This is a genomic window from Cetobacterium sp. ZWU0022 (assembly GCF_000800875.1).
Lineage (GTDB): Bacteria > Fusobacteriota > Fusobacteriia > Fusobacteriales > Fusobacteriaceae > Cetobacterium_A.
This window is the reverse complement of record NZ_JRJZ01000181.1, coordinates 1-19,408: the sequence shown is the minus strand read 5'-3', so window position 1 is coordinate 19,408 and position 19,408 is coordinate 1. Positions and strand designations below refer to the sequence as shown.

At 29.7% G+C, this 19,408-nt stretch carries 18 protein-coding genes and 1 pseudogene; all 19 read right to left on the bottom strand.

Annotated elements, in window-relative coordinates; translation table 11 throughout:
* Window positions 1-68: 68 nt before the first annotated feature.
* The gene (locus tag L988_RS12100) at window positions 69-1,829 is read right to left on the bottom strand and encodes a hypothetical protein (protein ID WP_047384617.1); all 1,761 of its coding nucleotides are present in this window, start codon (window positions 1,827-1,829) and stop codon (window positions 69-71) included.
* Window positions 1,830-1,837: 8 nt separating this feature from the next.
* Window positions 1,838-4,570 (bottom strand): DEAD/DEAH box helicase, encoded by a 2,733-nt coding sequence (locus L988_RS12095; protein ID WP_047384615.1) that lies wholly within the window; start codon window positions 4,568-4,570, stop codon window positions 1,838-1,840.
* A gap of 111 nt (window positions 4,571-4,681) precedes the next feature.
* A complete protein-coding gene (locus L988_RS12090) occupies window positions 4,682-4,888 on the bottom strand; it encodes a DUF1858 domain-containing protein (protein WP_047384613.1) in 207 nt (68 codons plus the stop codon).
* A gap of 66 nt (window positions 4,889-4,954) precedes the next feature.
* Window positions 4,955-5,911, bottom strand: coding sequence for an SIS domain-containing protein (locus tag L988_RS12085; protein WP_047384611.1), 957 nt, complete (start codon window positions 5,909-5,911; stop codon window positions 4,955-4,957).
* Between the two features lie 2 nt (window positions 5,912-5,913).
* Complete coding sequence (gene kdsA / locus L988_RS12080; protein ID WP_047384654.1) at window positions 5,914-6,750, bottom strand: 3-deoxy-8-phosphooctulonate synthase; 837 nt, start codon at window positions 6,748-6,750, stop codon at window positions 5,914-5,916.
* Window positions 6,751-6,756: 6 nt separating this feature from the next.
* Window positions 6,757-8,154: a UDP-N-acetylmuramoyl-L-alanyl-D-glutamate--2,6-diaminopimelate ligase gene (locus tag L988_RS12075; protein WP_047384609.1), complete on the bottom strand. Its 1,398-nt coding sequence runs from the start codon at window positions 8,152-8,154 to the stop codon at window positions 6,757-6,759.
* Between the two features lie 108 nt (window positions 8,155-8,262).
* On the bottom strand, window positions 8,263-8,655 hold the full coding sequence (locus L988_RS12070) for a hypothetical protein (protein ID WP_047384607.1): 393 nt from the start codon (window positions 8,653-8,655) through the stop codon (window positions 8,263-8,265).
* 74 nt (window positions 8,656-8,729) lie between these two features.
* Window positions 8,730-9,398, bottom strand: a complete 669-nt coding sequence (ung, locus tag L988_RS12065; RefSeq protein ID WP_047384605.1) for a uracil-DNA glycosylase — start codon at window positions 9,396-9,398, stop codon at window positions 8,730-8,732.
* An 8-nt stretch (window positions 9,399-9,406) separates the two neighbouring features.
* Window positions 9,407-11,179: a TIGR03960 family B12-binding radical SAM protein gene (locus L988_RS12060; RefSeq protein ID WP_047384603.1), complete on the bottom strand. Its 1,773-nt coding sequence runs from the start codon at window positions 11,177-11,179 to the stop codon at window positions 9,407-9,409.
* Window positions 11,180-11,189: 10 nt separating this feature from the next.
* Window positions 11,190-11,609, bottom strand: a complete 420-nt coding sequence (locus L988_RS12055; protein WP_047384602.1) for an HD domain-containing protein — start codon at window positions 11,607-11,609, stop codon at window positions 11,190-11,192.
* Window positions 11,610-12,461, bottom strand: a complete 852-nt coding sequence (locus L988_RS12050) for a KH domain-containing protein (RefSeq protein ID WP_047384600.1) — start codon at window positions 12,459-12,461, stop codon at window positions 11,610-11,612. It lies immediately after the preceding gene.
* Entirely contained in the window at window positions 12,461-13,060 is a 600-nt protein-coding gene (locus L988_RS12045) for a thymidine kinase (RefSeq protein ID WP_047384598.1), read from the bottom strand. Before L988_RS12045 ends, L988_RS12050 begins: the two co-directional genes overlap by 1 nt.
* A gap of 126 nt (window positions 13,061-13,186) precedes the next feature.
* Window positions 13,187-14,080 carry a GTPase Era gene (gene era / locus L988_RS12040; protein ID WP_047384596.1) on the bottom strand — a complete coding sequence of 298 codons (894 nt, stop codon included), beginning with the start codon at window positions 14,078-14,080 and terminating at the stop codon, window positions 13,187-13,189.
* 2 nt (window positions 14,081-14,082) lie between these two features.
* Entirely contained in the window at window positions 14,083-14,874 is a 792-nt protein-coding gene (locus L988_RS12035; protein WP_047384595.1) for a tyrosine-type recombinase/integrase, read from the bottom strand.
* Window positions 14,874-16,535, bottom strand: coding sequence for a DNA repair protein RecN (gene recN, locus L988_RS12030; RefSeq protein WP_047384593.1), 1,662 nt, complete (start codon window positions 16,533-16,535; stop codon window positions 14,874-14,876). Before recN ends, L988_RS12035 begins: the two co-directional genes overlap by 1 nt.
* Entirely contained in the window at window positions 16,529-17,326 is a 798-nt protein-coding gene (locus L988_RS12025; RefSeq protein WP_047384591.1) for an NAD(+)/NADH kinase, read from the bottom strand. The genes recN and L988_RS12025 overlap by 7 nt, the downstream gene beginning before the upstream one ends.
* Before the next feature lie 11 nt (window positions 17,327-17,337).
* Complete coding sequence (locus tag L988_RS12020; RefSeq protein WP_231549770.1) at window positions 17,338-18,351, bottom strand: murein hydrolase activator EnvC; 1,014 nt, start codon at window positions 18,349-18,351, stop codon at window positions 17,338-17,340.
* A gap of 77 nt (window positions 18,352-18,428) precedes the next feature.
* The gene (locus L988_RS12015; RefSeq protein ID WP_047384587.1) at window positions 18,429-19,226 is read right to left on the bottom strand and encodes an ABC transporter permease; all 798 of its coding nucleotides are present in this window, start codon (window positions 19,224-19,226) and stop codon (window positions 18,429-18,431) included.
* Between the two features lie 59 nt (window positions 19,227-19,285).
* A pseudogene (locus L988_RS13745) lies at window positions 19,286-19,408 on the bottom strand (transketolase family protein); the annotation flags it as partial.

The window sequence follows — 19,408 nt, the reverse complement described above, 5'->3', positions numbered from 1 at the left end:
TTTTTAACTCTTTGCAGTTGTTTTTTAAAAAAAATAGGATAAAGCAATGTGCTCTATCCTACTTTAAATTATAGATTTACAAAATAACCATACTCTTTAAATAATCCTGAAACCTTATCTAAATTTTCCTTTTTTACCATTATATGTAAATCTTCACCTTTTAAAATTAAACTCTTAAATCTTTTATCTTTTGTTATCGCCGATAGAAGATCTTTGTCATTTTTTAATTTTAATACCTTATACTCTGGTACATGTGTAATTAACTCTGTCTTCTCCATAACCTCTCCAAAGAATCTATTCCAATTTGTTGGTAAATCATTTGTTATTTTCTCTTTAAACTCTTGAATTTTACTCTGAACCTCGTTTAAATTTTCTAAACCTTTTGTCAAAGTTTCCTCTGTTATCTTAAATTTATTTGGAGCTATCTTATTTGCTATTCTTTCTAAAGTCATCATTCTTAAAGGACTTTCACCTAAAACAGTAACAATCAATCTATCTTCATCTAAAACAATTTGTCCCTCATCTTGTAAAACTTTAAAATCATATGTTGGAACTCTATCAAAGATATATCTTCCTAATTCTGTAAATTTAACATATTTGATTCCATCATACTTACTTAAATATCCATTTTTTAAATATAATGAGTTTGCTGATGATGGCTTCTCATAACATATTTCAAGTACACCTAGCGAAGCTAGAATAAAGAATACTGATTTTATGAATGGTTCTACAACATAAGCTAAATACTTATCATATCCTACAATTTTTGTTCTCTCATAATTAGCTTCATTTATATAAAGAGTTGCAAATGCTGATTCGACATCTATAATCTCTATAAACTCATCTCTATAAAGAATACTTTTTATTATATTATCTATTGAGACATATCCGTCATCAGGGAACTCTGATAAGATCATCTTAATCGTAGCTAAACCTCTTTTTATCTCATCATTTGATTTCCCTACATTCTTTATTCCCTTTAAATAATTTAAATAAAGACTAATATAGGTATTATCCTCACTTTTAATAATGCTACCATCTAAGAATCCATTCACAATTGATTTTAAATTGCTAGATCTTATAAAATCATCATTTAAATATTCATCTTTGAATAGAAATAAAAACAACCCCATTGTTTCTGTCTTTAAAAACTCTAAATCTTTTATCCCCTCATAATACTCATGGATATTACAATACTTTTTCATATTGTTCTTAGATTCTTTCAATAATTTTCCACTACTTGAAAGTTGCATCTTTCCATCTTTAAAGAATGAGTAATATTTTCTCAGATTTTCTTGGATTTTCTCTTCATTATTTTCTTTAAACTCTGATTGGCAGTTATTTAATTTATAAATAAAATACTCTTTTGGTTTATTCATAAATCTTCTCATGACTCTCACAATATCATTATTTAAAGTTAAATATTCACCTCTTTTAGTATCTCCATTCTTTGTAAAAAATAAAAACTCATCTTTCAATTCAGATTTTATATTATATCCCTCTTCATCTTTTAAATATAAATCTCTATCTTTTATCTTGAATTTACCTTTCCAAGCTACACTTTCAAAAACCTCCTGAACCTCTTTTGGTAAAGATGAGAAGATTCCTTTAAAAATCTCCTCTTTCGAGTACATCTGTTCCATCAATTCTAAAAATGTCTGTTTGTTTGTCGTCTCTGATATTAAAGATATCTCAAACAATCCTAAATTACTTCCTATATATCCCTCTGCTATCCAATCTAAAAAGTATTTTTTAAATATTTTAAAAAGAACCTCTTTTGAATAACTTTCATTCAAAGCTTTTCTAAATCTATCTTTACTTATTCCCATACCATCTCCTATTCTCCAAGAATAAACTCTATATCTTTTTCAGTTAAAGTTTTTAAAGTCGCACCTTCATCAGATATTAAATTATCTAATAGCTGACTCTTACTCTCTTGTAGCTTTAATATTTTCTCCTCTATCGTATCTTTTAATATCAATTTATAAGAGAATACCGTTCTATCCTGTCCTAGTCTGTAAGCTCTGTCAACAGCTTGATTTTCAACAGTTTTATTCCACCAAGGGTCATATATAAATATTGTATCTGCTGCAGTTAGATTAAGTCCAACTCCTCCAGTTTTTAAAGTCATTACAAAAACTTTATATTTTTTATCTTTTTGGAATAGATTTACCAATCCTTGTCTATCTTTTGTTGCTCCTGTCATCTCTAAGTATTTAATACCTCTTTTTCTTAAATCCGCTGTAATACTCTCTATACTTTTTATATAGTTTGTAAAGATTAGTACTTTATGACCATTTTCAACTGCATCTTGAACATTATTTATAAGTACCTCTCTTTTACTTGAAAGTATATTTGGATTTTTCATCTCAGGACAACTTGTTAATTGTCTAAGTTCATTTAAAGCTTGAAGTATATAGAATTGAGTTTTCCCTAATCCTTGGCTCTTTATTTGACTATTTATCATGCCATAATAATAAGCTCTTCTCTCCTCATATAATCTCTTTTGCTCTGGATTCATTCCTATAAATAGAGTTTTCTCTATCTTATCTGGTAAATCTTTTAAAACTTCCTTTTTTACTCTTCTAAGAATAAATGGATATATTTTTTTCTTTAACTCTTCAATCGCTTCCTTATCATTTTCTTTTTGAATTGGATTTGCGTAATGATAATTAAATTCATCTAAAGTTCCAAACATTGATGGATTTAAGAATCTAAATAATGAATATAGCTCCCCTAAGTTATTCTCTATTGGAGTTCCACTTAAAGCTAATCTATATTTTGCATCTAACAACATAACTGCTTTTGTTGTTTGTGCATTAACATTTTTTATATTTTGAGACTCATCTAACACTATCAAATCAAATTTCATCTCTTTTAAATATTCTATATCATTTCTTACAGTTCCATAAGTTGTAATTATTGCTTCTACATCATTAAATATAGTTTTATCTCTGAAGTTTCCATAATATATCCCACATTTTAAAGTTGGACTAAACTTTCTTATCTCACTTTCCCAGTTATAGATTAAACTTTTTGGCATTATTATTAGAGATTTTCTTCCTGGCACAGTATGTAAACTAGTGATCAACGTTATTGCCTGAAGCGTTTTTCCTAATCCCATATCATCTGCTAAACATCCACCTAAGTTATTATCCATCAGATATCTCAACCATTTATAACCATACTCTTGGTATTCTCTCAATGTTGCATTTATTAGTGGCATCTCTGCATTATAGTTCTCTATTTGATTTATTCCTCTATAGAAACTCTTTGTTTTCTTTATCTCATTAGCTAAGACTTTATCTTCAATCAAGTCATCTATTATTGGTAAATCAAAGAATGAAATTTTTACATTCGATTTTCCATTATCTTTAAATACTCTCTCTAATTTTTCCATATATTTTCTGTTTATCAATGCGTTTGTTCCATCACTTAATACAATATACGAATCTTTTTTAAAACTATTTAAAACATCAACTATCGAGAATTTCTCTCCCTCTATCTCTAAATGTACATCTCCCTCTAGGAAATCTATACCGTGTTTAAAGTTTCCTACAACCTTTGGTTTAACAGCTTTTACGCTATATTTCTTTAAATTGTCAGTTCCTACAACCTTATATTTTCCTGCTAACTGAAGTAATTCTTGAGTTACAAACTCTCTAGCTAACTTCTCTTGTAATATTATAAAGTTTTCATCCACATAAAAACTTGATTTTATTTTTAAATTCTTTTGATGCTTAACAATCGTTTTTACTATCTCTTCCACTGTTTCATCTAAGTATGCTGGTTCTACTTTTGTTATCTCAACTCTTTTTAAATCATCTTTAATTACTAAAGCCTTTTCCAAAGTATGAGCTTTTAAAAATTCATAATCTATAGTTGAAATTGATGCTCCTATTTTTAAATATAAACTATTATCTTGAGATATCTTTTCAATTATTAACTCTTGAACTGGTTTCATATTTCCTTCATCAACCATTTCATAGTCTAAACACTCTATTTCTATTCCACTTCCAAATGAAAATGCTAAACTAAGATATTTCTCTAATTCAGTTCTTGTAAATTTTGATTCCATCTCTTTTAAGATATGTATTGTATCTTTTGGAATATCTATCCAATACATCGAATCATCACTTAAAACATAGTTATCTGAAACTACTGTAAACTCTTTTTCACCATTCAGAAGAAGCTTTCCTTCACAAAGCTCACTATCCTCTTCAACAAAATTAATCTTTAATACTATCTTATTCCCACTTAGAAACCAATTTATAGGTTTCATATCCCCTGTAACTACCTTTTTACTATTTTTTAGATAATCTAAAATCTCTATATTCTCATCGATATATAGTTCATTTTTTTCATTATCCCACCCAGAGAAAAAGCTATCCTCTTTTATCTCTTTAATTAAATCAATAATGCTTAAATCATTCTCATCATTGATTTCAAAGTCTGTAGTATCCTCTACTACTTCACCATTATTGTCTACTAAAGATACATAAGTTCCTACTTCATCACAAGTCAAAGTAAAAAATAATGATTGTTCCTTTTTTTCTAAATTAGATTCCATACCCTTTTCCCTCGTATATAAATTTTTTCTGAAATATATTATATCAAATTTTCTAAGGGTTATCAAGAAATTAAAAAAGGACTCTTTTAATTAGAGTCCTTTAAAAAACAATTATTTTGCTTCTGATTCTTTTATTAAAGCGTTCATCTCTTCAACTAGTGCATCTGCATCTAATCCATGAGCAGAGATTCCTTCTCCTAAAGTTTCTCCAGCTGCTACCATACATCCAACGCATCCTAATCCGTGCTTCTTAAATACCATTGAAATCACTGGGAATTTTTGTACTGCTTCTAAAATATTCATATCTTTAGTTACCATTTTTTAATCCTCCTATTTTCCTTTATATTACGTTTAAATTATATTAAACTTTACTTTTTTTGTCAACTATTTTCCTACCACATTTAGCAAGTCGTGAATTCTCACAACACCAACAACTTTTTTATTCTCTAAAACTGGCAATACAGAGATTTGACTCTCTCTATTTTCCATAAGTTCTAATGCATCTAAAGCCATTATATCCTGTGTTGCAAATGTATAGTTTCTTGTCATAATATCTTCAGCTTTCATCTCGAAGAACTTATCTCTCATCTTTAAAGCTCTTCTGATATCTCCCTCTGTTATTATTCCTACTAAACTATCGTTTTCTACTATACAAACTACTCCTAATCTTTTCTTAGTCATAGTCATTATTACTGTATCCATATCACTTTGAAGTTCTGCAATTGGTAAATCCTTATGCATAACATCTTTTACCTTCATTAAAAGTCTTCTTCCTAAACTTCCACCTGGATGATACACAGCAAAATTTTCTGGCTTAAAGTTTCTAGCTTTTATTAAAACTGTTGCTAATGCATCTCCCATAACTAATGTACTTGTAGCTGAAGACATCGGTGCTAAATTTAATGGACAACCCTCTTGCTCTACTCCTATATCTAAAACTGCTGTTGCCTCTTTTCCAAGTCTTGAGTTTGGATTTGCTGTCATAGCAATCAATGTTGCTCCTATTTTTTTAATAGATGGAAGTATTGAAATTACTTCATCACTATTTCCACTATTTGATATAGCTATAACTACATCATCCTTATTTACCATCCCTAAATCTCCATGTAATCCTTCTGCTGAATTCATAAATACAGCTAAAGTTCCTGTCGATGCTAAAGTTGCTGCTATCTTTTTACCAATTATTCCTGACTTACCAATTCCTGTTATTACAACTTTTCCTTTTGAGTTAAGGATAAGGTTTACAACAATTTCTAAAGAATCAGAAATTTTATTTTTTACTTTTTCTAACTCGCATATCTCTTTGTCGAAAAGGTCTTGGGCTATTTTTTTCATATCCATAACTATCTACCTTTTACTAAATCATCTATTTTAACTGCTACTTTTAATATCTCTTCTAGATCAGATAGGAATAACATGTTTGGTCCATCTGACTTTGCATTTGTTGGATCTGGATGAACTTCAGCAAATATTGCATCTATTCCTATTGCAAGTCCTGCTCTCATTAGAGGGAATACAAACTCTCTATCTCCAGATGTTGCTGTTCCTAATCCACCTGGTTTTTGTACTGCATGAGTTACATCAAATACAACAGGGTATCCAAATTTTCTCATCTCTCCAAACCCTCTCATATCTACAACCATATTGTTGTACCCAAAAGTTGAACCTCTTTCACATAACATAATGTTTGGATTGTTCATCTCTTCCATTTTAACAACAACATTTTTCATATCCCAAGGTGCTAAGAATTGACCCTTCTTTATATTTACAGGTAATCCTGTTTCTGCTGCTGCTATTAGTAAATCTGTTTGTCTACATAAAAATGCTGGTATTTGGATTATATCTACAACTTTTGCAACCTCTTTACAGTGCCAAGCTTCATGTACATCAGTTACTACAGGTACATTAAATCTCTCTTTTACCTTTTTTAAAATCTCTAAACCTTTTTCAATTCCAGGTCCTCTATATGAATGGATTGACGATCTATTAGCTTTATCAAAAGATGCTTTGAATATGTAGTTTATTCCTAATCTATCACAAATATCTTTTACTTTTTCAGCGACTTCCATTACTAACTCTTCAGACTCAATTACACAAGGTCCAGCTATCAATGTAAATCTATTATTTCCACCAATTTCAAATTTATCTGCTATTTTAACTTTTTTTACTTCTTGAACTATTTTCAATTATTTCACCTCTTTTAATTCTTTTATAGCTTCTACAGCAATCTCTCTATCATCAAAGTGAATCTTTGTTGTTCCTAAAATTTGATAAGTTTCATGCCCTTTTCCAGCTATCAGTATTATATCATCTTTTTCAGCTTTTAAAACCGCTTTTTTTATAGCTTCTTTTCTATCTATTTCTATAATGTAGTTTTTGTTTTTAAACCCTTTTATTATATCCTCGATTATATCCTCTGGCTTCTCTGTTCTTGGATTATCTGATGTTACAATAACAAGTTGACTATATCTTTCTGCCACCTCTGCCATAACCGGTCTTTTAGTTTTATCTCTATCTCCACCACAGCCAAAAACAGTTATTATTTTGCCCTCTTCTCCTAAATCTACAACACCTTGAAGAATATTTTCAAGAGCATCTCCTGTATGTGCATAATCAACTACAACTCTGAAATCCTGTCCTACTGAAACCGCTTCAAATCTTCCTGGAGCTCCTTTTATATTTCCAACTCTCTCTTTTATTAAGTTAGAGTCTATTCCTAAAAGTTTTCCAACTCCTATAGCTGCTAATACATTATACATATTAAATTTTCCAAGCAGTGTTGGTTTCATCTCTTTTATTGTCTTATTGTCTAAATCAGCTTCCCCATTCAATGAGTAACTAATTCCTCCAAATTCGTTATATATTTTTCTTCCGTAAGAGTCATCAATATTTATAACCCCATTACCTTTATCTTTTAATTTATCAAAAAGTATTTTTTTAGCTTCAAAATAATCATCCATATCTTTATGATAATCTAAATGTTCTGGAGTTAAATTTGTAAATACTGCTACATCAAATTTTAACATATCCACTCTTCCGCTTGTTAATCCATGAGAACTAACTTCCATAACAAGATATCTCAATCCCTTATCAACAGCTTTCTTACTCATTTTTATTATATCTAAAGATTCCGGAGTTGTGTTCGGTGCTTCTATAATTTCATCTCCAATTTTATACTCTACCGTTCCAATTCTTGCAACAAACTCCTCTCCTAAAATTTGTTCTATTAAATATGTCGTCGTTGTTTTTCCATTAGTTCCTGTAACTCCAATTATTTTTAATTTTTTTTCAGGACTCTCATAAAAATTAGAAGCAATTACTCCTAACTTATTTCTTAAATCTTCAACTAAAAAATAGCTTACATCCCCTTTTAAATCTACAGATTCAGAAACAATAACTGCTGCAGCACCATTTTCTAAAGCTTTATCTATATATCTATGACCATCTACTAGAGCTCCTTTTAAGGCTACAAATATATCTCCAGATTTTATTTTTCTCGAGTCATATTCTAAATCTCCAGAATATATATCTTTAGTACCTGATTTTAAAATTTTATATTCCAATCCTTTAAATAATTTTTCCATCCTCATCCCTCACTCATATTGTTGAATTTATTATAACATTTTTAAAATAAAAACAAAACAATACCTTATACTAAACAAAAACAGAGGATTTCTCCTCTGTTTCAAAAACTATTTAGCAGGTGTATAAACTCCTGTGTTTAATCCATGCTTTATTGCCGATCTTACTTTAGTTGCTCTTACTGTCGCTCCAGCATTCTCTATATCTGCTGGTTTATAAAGAGTTTCCATAGCTTCATTTACATTTTTACCAGTTATTGCTGGGAATAATGCTTCATATTGAGATTTATTCTTCTCTAAATCTTTATTTTTTAAAAAATCTTCACCTTTATAAAATAAAGTTCTATATCTAGGATTTTCAACTTTATCATCTTTTAAATCGAATTGAATCTCTACTTGAGTTTCTTGTCCTGATATATAAACTCCTCTATAAGTACCATCTCTATGCTCTGCTGCAAATGTAACTGCTCCTAATACTGTCAATAAAACTAATAACTTTTTCATTAAACCCTCCCGTAAGATTTTTATATAATATTACCTCATTAAACTAATTACTGTCAATAGATAACTGTATAAAATTAATATATATTCCAATCTATTCTTTTTTTACATAATTTTTCTAAAGTTTTATTTATATCTTTGAAATGGTCACATCCAAAAAATCCTCTACTCGCTGAAAGTGGGCTTGGATGAACTCCTTCTAAAACTATATGTTTTTGATTGGTGATATATTTTTTCTTTGCTTTAGCGTTGTTTCCCCAAAGCACAAATATAACAGGTTCATCTTTATCATTTATCATCTTTATCACTTCATCTGTAAACTGTGTCCAACCTATTTTGCTATGAGAGTTAGCTTCACTCTCTCTTACAGTTAAAGTTGCATTTAGCAAAAATACTCCCTGTTTGGCCCAAGATTCTAAACATCCATGATTGAATATCTCTCCCTCTCCTTCAGCTAAAATCTCTTTATACATATTTCTTAAAGATGGTGGTATTTTTATATCTTTTTTTACAGAAAAAGCTAGTCCGTGAGCTTGACCAAAACCATGATAAGGATCTTGACCCAATATAACAACTTTTACATCTTTATAAGGCGTCAATTTAAAAGCTGTAAATATCTCATCTTTTGGTGGATAAATTATTTTTTCCGAATACTCTTTTTTCAAATACTCTTTCAATTCTAAAAAGTAATCTTTTTCAGATTCACTCTTTAAAACTTCATCCCAATCATTACCTATTTTCATCATAGCAACTCCTATTTTTTATCTAGAGTTAATGATCCACACTCTTTTATATATTTTTTCATTCCACAACCAGAGCATTGCTCTCTACAATCAACTGTCAATGCTTGCTTCTCACTATTTTCTAATTCTCTTATAAAGAACTCTTTACTTACACCAACATCCACTATATCCCAAGGTAAAGTTGCATCTAAAGCTCTCTCTCCTAAGTAATCTTTGTCAGTTATATTTAACTCTTCCATAGCTTCTTTCCAAATCGAATAGTTATCTTTATAATCATCTAATTTAGCTCCGATTTCATAAGCTTTCTCTATAAGATCAGCTGTTCTTTCATCTCCTCTAGATAAGAACCCTTCTAAATAAGATTTCTTAGGTGGGTGCATTCTAAGAGTTGAACCCTTCATTCCTCTGAACGCGTCTCTTAACATCCCTTGCTTTCTTTCTGTCTCTTCTACACTCATTTGCTCTTGCCATTGGTAAGGAGTATGAGGTTTTGGCACAAAATTAGAAACACTTGCAGTTATATTTACTCTTTTTCTTATCATTCTACATCTGTATGTTACTTTTTTTACTAGTTCATAGATTCCCATTACATCTTCATCAGTTTCGAAAGGTAATCCTATCATAAAGTAAAATTTCAAGTTATCCCATCCTGCTTTTACTGCTGCTTCTGCTGTTTCTAATATTTGATCCTCTGTTACACCTTTATTTATAACATCTCTCATTTTTTGGCTTCCAGCTTCAGGTGCAAATGTAAATCCTGGTCTTTTACCTCCACTTATATTTACAGCTACATCTACAGAATGAGTATTCATTCTTAATGATGGTAAAGAGATTGCTAAGTTTTTATTTTCATATTTCTTTTGCAATCCATCTATCAATGGTGTTATAGCTGTATAGTCACTACTACTTAATGATGACAGAGAAATTTCAGAATATCCTGTGTTGTATAACATATCATCAATAAGCTCTATATTTTTTTCTAAACTTCTCTCTCTAACTGGTCTGTATACATAACCAGCTTGACAGAATCTACATCCTCTTGTACATCCTCTTTGTATCTCAACAGAAGCTCTATCATGAACAATTTGAATGTATGGAACCAATTGCTCTGAGTATGATGGTGTGTTATCTAAATCTTGTAATATCGCTCTTTTTATTCTTTTTACACCTTTATGTAACTTTGGAATATATACTCCTTCAAAGTCCTTTATAGCCTCTAATTTTTCAGCTTTACTTTTTCCTGCTAAAGCTACTAAAGTTTGAGCTAGTTTAGTCATTGTTTCCTCTCCGTCACCAATAACGAAGAAGTCTAAGAATTTTTCCATAGTTGTTGGATTCATCATGCAAGTTCCACCAGCCATTATAAGAGGGTGCTCCTCTCCTCTTTGATCAGCATGTAAAGGTATCCCTGCTAAGTTTAAAGCATTTAAAACATTTGGATAACACATTTCATAAGAAAGTGAAAATCCTACAACATCAAAATCTTTTAACTCTGTTTTTGTCTCTAATGAAAACATTGGAATATTATTCTCTCTCATTAAAGTTTCCATATCCTCCATAGGAGCAAATCCTCTCTCTAAATAGAAGTTATCAACTTTATTCATAATTGAATATAAAAGTTTAATTCCTAAGTTTGACATTCCTACTTCATAGATGTCTGGGAAGAATAAACACATTCTTGCCTTTATTGTATCTAAATCTTTATGAAAACTATTTATCTCATTACCTAAATATTGAGCTGGTTTCTCTACTGACATTAAATATTTACTTATATCTACTCTCATCTCTCTCCTCTTATTCATCATCTATCTGTTGAAAGATTCTCATTTTATCTTCAACATTTTTTTTATGGTGATCTCTACATAATCTTGCTAACTCTAAATCTATCTCTTTTAATTTTTGGTAGGCATTTTCTGGATGTTTCTCTAGCATTTCATCACCTATCAAAACCTTTTTAACTCTTCTATAAAAAGTGACGTTACCTTTTCCACAATCATGTAGTAAAGCTAACTTCAAATATCTACTCTCTTTCTTTAAAATCTCATTTTTTTGAACAGCTTTGTAAATCAGAAAAGAGTGCAGTCTATCGTAATCACTCATCTCGTTAAAAATACTAAACTCCTCTTTTGAAAGAATTTTTTTTACTTCCTCTTCATCTCTTTTATCAAACTTTAAAAACAAACATCTAAAAGCTTGTTTCAATCTAGAAATCATCTAAATCTCCCTTATAATTATATTTCCAAACTCTTTTCTTAAAGCTTTAATATTTGAAGCATTTTTTCCTATCACTTCGCCTTTTTTATCTTTTTGAACATAAAATATATAAATTTTTCCATCTGCTGTTCGCTCTATTTTTTCAACCCCTGAAACAGTCATATCAGGGATAGGTAAAATCATTTTATCTAACAACTCATCTTTTAAATACACATTCTCCAAAGTTAGATATTTACCCGGAAAAGTTTCAACCTCTCCTGTTAAAATATATCCTGACATATTTCTAACTTGCTTAGGCATAAATGAGTTTCCTATAAATCTAAGAACATTTTTTTCAAAAGTTACAACTACGCTTCTTTCATGCTCTTTTAGCTCTAAACCTTTCTTATCTGTAAATCTACTTACATCATAAGTTCCACTGATTTCTTCTAAGGTTTTTTGAATCTCTTCTAAAGGTCTTTTTATTCTTTTTTTAGGATATCTATAAAGATACTCTCTTTTATCTACATATTCAGGAAACGAAAGATTTGGAAAAGTTTTTTGAACCTTTCTTATAAAAATAGATTCTTTCATCTTTTCGTTAAATTTAAAAATAATATCTTTTAAATCTCCTTCAAAGTTACTGCTCACATAAAGCATATTTCTTTCAGCAGAAACTTTAGCGTCCGTTCTTCCACCTTGTTGAATACCTTTTGCCCAAGTGAATCCTAACTCATTCATCACTCTTCTAAATTCACCTTTTACAGTGATTTTTCCTGCCATCTCATCAAAAGAGTGAAACTTTTCTCCATTATAAAAAACTGTAAATATGTATCCCCATTTATCAGTTTTTTCGACTCCTCTAAAATCCATTACTCTCCTCTTTTTCTAACTATATGACATCTTCTGCATCTAGCTTCATAACTTTCACTCGCTCCAACTAAAACAATTGGATCATCCTCGTAAGCTGGCTCTCCATTCACAAGTCTTTGCGTTCTAGAAGCTGGATTCCCGCAGCAAGCACATATTGCATTGAACTTATCCACATACTCAGCTTTTGCCATTAATCTATCCATTGGCTTAAAAGGTTCTCCTCTAAAATCTTGATCTAATCCTGCAACAACAACTCTTTTTCCCGAATCCGCTAGTTCTTCACAAAAATCTGCAACTTCTTCTCCGAAGAATTGAACCTCATCTATTCCAACAACTCTCACATCTTCATATTGAGTTCTGATTATCTCTCTCATCTCTTCTACTGTTGAAGCTGGAACAGCTTCTATAAAAGCTTGGCTATGAGACGCCACTTTTGTATCATCATATCTATCATCACTTGCGTGTTTAAAAACTACCATCTTTTGATTTGCGTACTTTGATCTTCTCATTCTTCTTATTAATTCTTCACTTTTTCCTGAGAACATACTTCCTGTTACGACCTCTATCCAACCCATTCCTTCTGTTAATAATAAATGCATTGTATTTTTTCCTCCATCTACAACTATTTTTTACCTATTTTCTATTATAACATAATTACCACATCAACACAAAGTTATATATTCATTGAAATAAAAAAGTGACTCTAAGAGCCACTTCTATTTTTATTATTTTTCCTCTACATATCCTAATTCTTTTAAGAATGGTTTTTTCTTTCTCCAGTCATCTTTTACTTTTACCCAAAGTTCTAAATAAATTTGAACTCCTATAAGATTTTCAATATCTTTTCTAGCTTGAATTCCAATCTCTTTAAGCATCTTTCCTTGTTTTCCAATTATAATACCTTTTTGAGAATCTCTTTCAACATAGATATTTATATCAAACTTATCTTTTCCATTATCTCTTCTTGTAACATTTATAATCTCTATTGCTACAGAGTGAGGAATTTCATCTCTTGTTCTTTCTAATATTTTTTCTCTTACAACCTCAGTTATTACTCTATACATAGGCATATCTGTGTACATATCATCTGGATAATATTTCATTCCATCCTCTAAGAATGGATCAAGTGCTTCTAATAACTTTGGAACTCCTATAGCATATTGTCCTGCAATTTCTACTATAGCATCAAATTCACCAAGTTTTTCTGCAATCTCAGCTCTTTTTAGAATTAGCTCTTCATCGTTTATTTTATCTATTTTATTTACAATTAGAACTCTTGGTGTTTTTCTTGCTTCTTTAACTTTTTCTAATACAAATAAATCTCCTGTACTAATTTCTTGAGAAGCATCTATTACCATAGCTATAACATCTACATCCTTAAGAACTCTCACAGCACTATTAGTCATATGTTCTCCTAATAGATGCTTTGGCTTATGTATTCCTGGAGTATCCACGAATATATATTGATTATCATTAAAATTTAAAATCCCTTTTATTGTATCTCTAGTCGTTCCCGCTTTATCAGAAACAATAGCCACTTTCTCATTTACAAGTTTATTTATTAATGTAGATTTTCCAACATTTGGTCTACCTACAACAGCTATAAATCCAGCTTTCACCTTTAATCATCTCCTATTCCAATTTTAAAGTACTTTTCTTTTAATTCTAAAAGAAATTGTTCTTCATTACTCTCATCATTATATTTTACCATAGTTTTCAAAGTATTTCTCAACATATTTGGAGTTATCTCTCTTTCTATTCCAGATTTTTTTCCAAGAGACATAAATCTTGCTCTAAATGATTGTCTACTAAATCCCGAAAATACAAGATTACTCTTTGCAGGAACAAGTGTCTGTCTTGTTTCTTTCACATATAACTCTAACTCTTCAGAAAGGTCTTCGGATATTTTCATCTTCTCTCCCTTATCCTCGTTAAAAATAAATCCATATGAGAAAAGTTCTAAATCTGATAGTCTAACTTTTAAAATATCATTTATTGACAAATTAGTTTCCACCAATAATTTTATCACCAATCTATCCCTCAATCCTTTTGAGTCTTTTTTACAACTATCTAGTATATTATTAATCTCCCAAAGTTCTAAAGTTTCTAGTTCTTTTTCTGGAGCTCTTCCCATCACTACTCCATCTGTTGGATTGTCATCTATCAGTCTTCTTTCTAATAGGTATCTATAAAAAGTTTTTACTGTACTTATTTTTCTTAAAATAGAGTTTGGTTGATAACTATTTTTCAAATATTCAATATATTTTAAAATGTCATCATTATTAACTTCTAATAAATCTTTAACTATAAACTCTTGAAAATCTTTCATATCACCATTATATAAATCCAAAGTTTCTTTCTTTAATCCCTTTGAATCTGATTTGTATTTTATAAAACTCTCCAATAACCTCATCATATATCACCTAACAACTCTTTAGCATGTTCTATAACAGCTTCAGATATATTTTTTCCTGCTAACATTCTTGCAATCTCTTTAATTCTTTCATCTGAATTTAACTCTTTTACTTTAGTTACAGTTTTATTCTCTACTAAACCTTTCTCTATATAAAACTGCTGAGAAGCTTTAGCCGCTATAGCCGGAGAGTGTGTTATACTCATAACTTGAGTTGTTTCACCAATCTCCTGAAGTTTATTTGCTATTTTTCTAACAGTTTCTCCACCTACTCCAGTATCTATTTCATCAAATATTAAAATTGGGATATTGTCAACTTTAGAGAATATAACCTTGATAGCTAACATTATTCTACTTACCTCTCCACCCGAGGCTACTTTCCAAAGTGGTTTTAATCCTTGACCAACATTTGTAGATATCATAAATTCAACCGAATCTATTCCATTTGAAGACATTGTTGCTGATTCTTCAAAATCAATTTTAAAATTTGCATCCCCCATATTTAAACCTTTAAGCTCATCTTGAAGATTATCCTCTATTATTTTAGCTTTTGATTTTCTAATTTCAGTCAACTCTTTTGCTAATTTATAATATTTTTCTTTTGCTTCATCACTTTCTTTTTGTAACTTTTTTACTTGGAAACTATTCTCATCTAATAGCTGTAATTTTTCTTCTAAGTTATTTCTATATTCAATTATATCTGAAATTTGATCTCCGTATTTTGACTTTAAACGATTTATTGTGTCTAATCTCGATATAACTTTTTCTAATCTCATATCGTCAGCTTCTATATCATCATTTAAATCTTTTATTGAGTCAACACAATCTTGAAGATCGTAGTAAACTCTTTCTAATCTTTCTAAATTCTCCTGAAACTCTTTTCCATATTTAGAAATTGTTTCTAAATTCTTTCTACTGTTGTATATAATACTCAAAGCATTTTTTTCATTATCTTTCAATAAATCCTCTGTTAAAGATAATTTCTCTTTAATTTTTCCAGCATGGAAAAGTTTCTTATACTCCTCCTCTAATTTTTCATCCTCGCCATCTTTCAAAGCTACTTTATCTATCTCTTGAAGTTGAAATTCATAAAACTCTTTTTTTTCAATAGTTTCTTTCTTATTTTTTTCAACATCTTGAATTCTTCTTTCTAGGCTAGAGTATTCATTGTATATAGTTTCTAGCTGTTTTTTTATTGCAATTCCATCCTCACCTAAGAATCTATCCAACAGTCTTAAATGATTACTTTTATTTAAAAGCATCTGATGTGAGTGTTGACCAACTATATCTACCAGAGTTCCCATTATCTCTTTCAAACTAGACATCGGAACTCTTATATTATTTACAAAAGCCTTTCCTTTTCCATTCTTATCTATATGCCGTCTCACAATAACTTCGTTATCTTCAGCTTCTATTCCAAGCTCTTTAAGCTCTGCTTCTTGCTCTTCATTTACGGCAAATACACCTTGAGCTAACAGATAATCCTGTCCATCTCTAACCATATCAGCACTAGCTTTTTCTCCTATCAATAAGTTTATTCCGCTTAAAATTATCGATTTTCCTGCCCCAGTTTCACCCGTTAAAACAATCAAACCATTTTCAAACTCCAAATCTACTTTTTCTATTATAGCTAAATTTTCTATTTTCAACTCTTTTAACATAGATTATCTCCCCACTTTAATTTATCTCTTAAGATTCCATAGTAATCTCTTCCTTCAGGTAATATGAGATTTATTTTTTTATGAGAGTAATAAACTTGAATCTCTTCTCCTTTTTCTATCTCTCTTTCATTTTCACCATCTACTATTATACTACCTTTTTGTTCAGGATTTAAAGTTAAAATTAATCTCTCTTTACCGCTAATTATTATAGGTCTAGTTGCTAAGTTATGAGGAGCTAAAGGAGTCACAACTATCGCTTCAATTTGCGGCATTACAATTGGACCTCCTGCTGATAAAGAGTAAGCTGTTGATCCTGTTGGAGTTGCTATTATTATTCCATCAGCTTTATAGTTACAAATTTTCGTGTTTTCTGTACTCATCTCAATATTTAAAATTTTTGAACTAGCCATCTTTTTTGATATTACAACCTCATTCAAAACATCTATTTTCTCATCTTTTATAACTACTTCTAGAAGATGTCTACTTTCAATTTTAACTAATCCTTTTAAATAGTTATCAAAAGTTGGTCGAAACTCTTCAACTTTTATCTCTGTTAAAAAACCTAGCGACCCTGCATTTACAGCAAAAATATCTATTCTTTTATTTTTTATCAGCGTTTTAGAAGCCCTCAATAAAGTTCCATCTCCACCAATAACTACTGCAAAATCAGCATCCATTATATTTTCAATCGGAACTATCTCGATTTTTTTTTCTTTAAAGAACCCTAAAAGTTCTTGATAAAGCTTTATTGCTTCATTCTTATTATCATTGTAAACTATAGTTCCTTTCATCTATATCCTCCCTAAAATAGAGTTTCCGGATTTATTGGTTTTAAATTAAATCTCACTTCATAATAAAGATTTGCTTTACTCTCTGTATTCAATCCTAGAACTCCTATATCTTGTCCTTTTTGAACCTGCTGATTTAATTTAACACCTACAGCGATAAGGTTTCCATAAACACCTATCGTGTTATAGCCGTAATCCACCATTACCACATTATTTAACCCTTGGAATTTATCTGCATATATAACCTTTCCAGTTGATGAAGCCTTAACTTTCATTCCCATCTTTCCTGCAATTTCTATTCCGTTACTTATAACTTCTCCATTTTTCTTCTCTTTAAATTTTACTACTACGTTTCCAGTTATTGGCTTTAAGAACTTTCCTAGATTTGCTACAGCAGTATCTAATTTTACGGTTTTAGCAGCGACACTTCTAGCTTTAATAATTCTTTCAATTTCTTTTTCAATATTTTTCTTTTGAACTTGTAGCTTACTTATAGTATTTACATGGGAAGTTTTCTCTTGGTTTAATCTTGTTATCAGTCTATTTTTTTCTTGCTTTTTAGATTCACCTGACCTTCTATTTGAGTCTAATCTTCTCTTTAATACAGTAAGTTTCTGTCTATCATTTTCAATATCTCTTTTAACTTGTGTTATTGAAGTTTGAACAGTTTTTATGTGCTCCATACTTTCTAAATCACCATAAAGTAGTCTAGAAAAACTTCTTTTTGCAATACTTCTTTCTTTTGTATCACTTTCTAAATTTGATTTTCTAGTTACCTCTATCATTTTAGCTTTAAACTCAGATTTTCTTCTATCTAAAACCTTATTACTTACATCTAAATTTAATTCTCCGTATTGAATATTTCTATTAACTATTTTTATCTCTTCCTGAATTTTTTCAGCTTCTTTTTCTATCTCTTTTATCTCACTATTTATATTTTCAATTTGTTTTTCTACACTAATTTTTTCTGAGTTTATATTTTCAATTCGTGTATTTTTCTGCTTTATTTCGCTCTCAATTTTCTTCATACGATTTTTTAAATTATCAACACTATCCGCAAAAATAAAATTTGAACAAATAAAAAAAATCATCAACACTCTCATAACTAAACCTCATCCTTTTTTAGTTTAGCTGTTGATTTCCATGCTAATACTATTACAACTAATGTAGCTACAACTTCTAATATAACTATTTGTTTAAAACTCTGAAGAATCAACGTTGAAAGAATTTTTTGATATCTTTCTCTTAAAATTATATAAATATTAAAAAATATTAACCCTCCAACTATTGCACTTCCTAAAAAAGGAATCAAATTTTTGTTTCTAGCTACAAAAAAGTTTCTTTTATTTTGAGGATTTTTCACTGCATAGAGCATGTAATCTCTTACAATAACTCCTCTTAATATAGTTATTATTTGATAGCACATTCCTAATGATAAAAATAAACATAAAAATAATGACATATTAACTGCACTAATTTTTCTTTCTGTTGTTTGTAAAAATTGATTATCTATATATATCTCTCTCACCATAGGATTAACATCTAGTAACTCTTGGATGGCATGGAGGTTTTTTTCATTTTTAAAATATATAATTATTGAATTTGGTAATGGATTTTCACTTTTTGGTATAACTATCTCTAACTCTTTCTGTAAATTTCTAAAAGCTTCCTCTTTTGATAAAAATTTTATCCCTTTAACATTTTCATTTTCTAAAAGAAATTTTTCAAACTCTTGTATTTTCTCTTTTGCACTATCATTTTGTAATTCCACAGTCATAAAGTAGTTATTTTTTAAAATTTTCCCAATAAAATAGCTATTAGAAGATAATGAAATAAATATATTAAATATCATAAAACTTAATGCTAAAGCTATAAATGTTCTTTTACCTTTTCTGTTTTCCATCTCTTCTCCCTAATTAAAATATAGAGGCCAGTCTAACTCGCCTCTATACTATGTATTTTCTATAAGTTTTCTTTTACTACTGATACTAACTTATCTGCTGTAAGTTCATACTTCTCTAATAACTCTTCAGCTTTTCCACTTTGACCAAACTTGTCATAGATTCCAACTTTTTTAACTAACGT

What these genes read in the sequence shown, in the direction of transcription:
- L988_RS12100 (WP_047384617.1), bottom strand. Translation starts at nt 1,829, where the DNA reads ATGGGAATAAGTAAAGATAGATTTAGAAAAGCTTTGAATGAAAGTTAT.
- L988_RS12095 (WP_047384615.1), bottom strand. Translation starts at nt 4,570, where the DNA reads ATGGAATCTAATTTAGAAAAAAAGGAACAATCATTATTTTTTACTTTG.
- L988_RS12090 (WP_047384613.1), bottom strand. Translation starts at nt 4,888, where the DNA reads ATGGTAACTAAAGATATGAATATTTTAGAAGCAGTACAAAAATTCCCA.
- L988_RS12085 (WP_047384611.1), bottom strand. Translation starts at nt 5,911, where the DNA reads ATGGATATGAAAAAAATAGCCCAAGACCTTTTCGACAAAGAGATATGC.
- L988_RS12075 (WP_047384609.1), bottom strand. Translation starts at nt 8,154, where the DNA reads ATGGAAAAATTATTTAAAGGATTGGAATATAAAATTTTAAAATCAGGT.
- L988_RS12070 (WP_047384607.1), bottom strand. Translation starts at nt 8,655, where the DNA reads ATGAAAAAGTTATTAGTTTTATTGACAGTATTAGGAGCAGTTACATTT.
- ung (WP_047384605.1), bottom strand. Translation starts at nt 9,398, where the DNA reads ATGATGAAAATAGGTAATGATTGGGATGAAGTTTTAAAGAGTGAATCT.
- L988_RS12060 (WP_047384603.1), bottom strand. Translation starts at nt 11,179, where the DNA reads ATGAGAGTAGATATAAGTAAATATTTAATGTCAGTAGAGAAACCAGCT.
- L988_RS12055 (WP_047384602.1), bottom strand. Translation starts at nt 11,609, where the DNA reads ATGATTTCTAGATTGAAACAAGCTTTTAGATGTTTGTTTTTAAAGTTT.
- L988_RS12050 (WP_047384600.1), bottom strand. Translation starts at nt 12,461, where the DNA reads ATGGATTTTAGAGGAGTCGAAAAAACTGATAAATGGGGATACATATTT.
- L988_RS12045 (WP_047384598.1), bottom strand. Translation starts at nt 13,060, where the DNA reads ATGCATTTATTATTAACAGAAGGAATGGGTTGGATAGAGGTCGTAACA.
- L988_RS12035 (WP_047384595.1), bottom strand. Translation starts at nt 14,874, where the DNA reads ATGAGGTTATTGGAGAGTTTTATAAAATACAAATCAGATTCAAAGGGA.
- recN (WP_047384593.1), bottom strand. Translation starts at nt 16,535, where the DNA reads ATGTTAAAAGAGTTGAAAATAGAAAATTTAGCTATAATAGAAAAAGTA.
- L988_RS12025 (WP_047384591.1), bottom strand. Translation starts at nt 17,326, where the DNA reads ATGAAAGGAACTATAGTTTACAATGATAATAAGAATGAAGCAATAAAG.
- L988_RS12020 (WP_231549770.1), bottom strand. Translation starts at nt 18,351, where the DNA reads ATGAAGAAAATTGAGAGCGAAATAAAGCAGAAAAATACACGAATTGAA.
- L988_RS12015 (WP_047384587.1), bottom strand. Translation starts at nt 19,226, where the DNA reads ATGGAAAACAGAAAAGGTAAAAGAACATTTATAGCTTTAGCATTAAGT.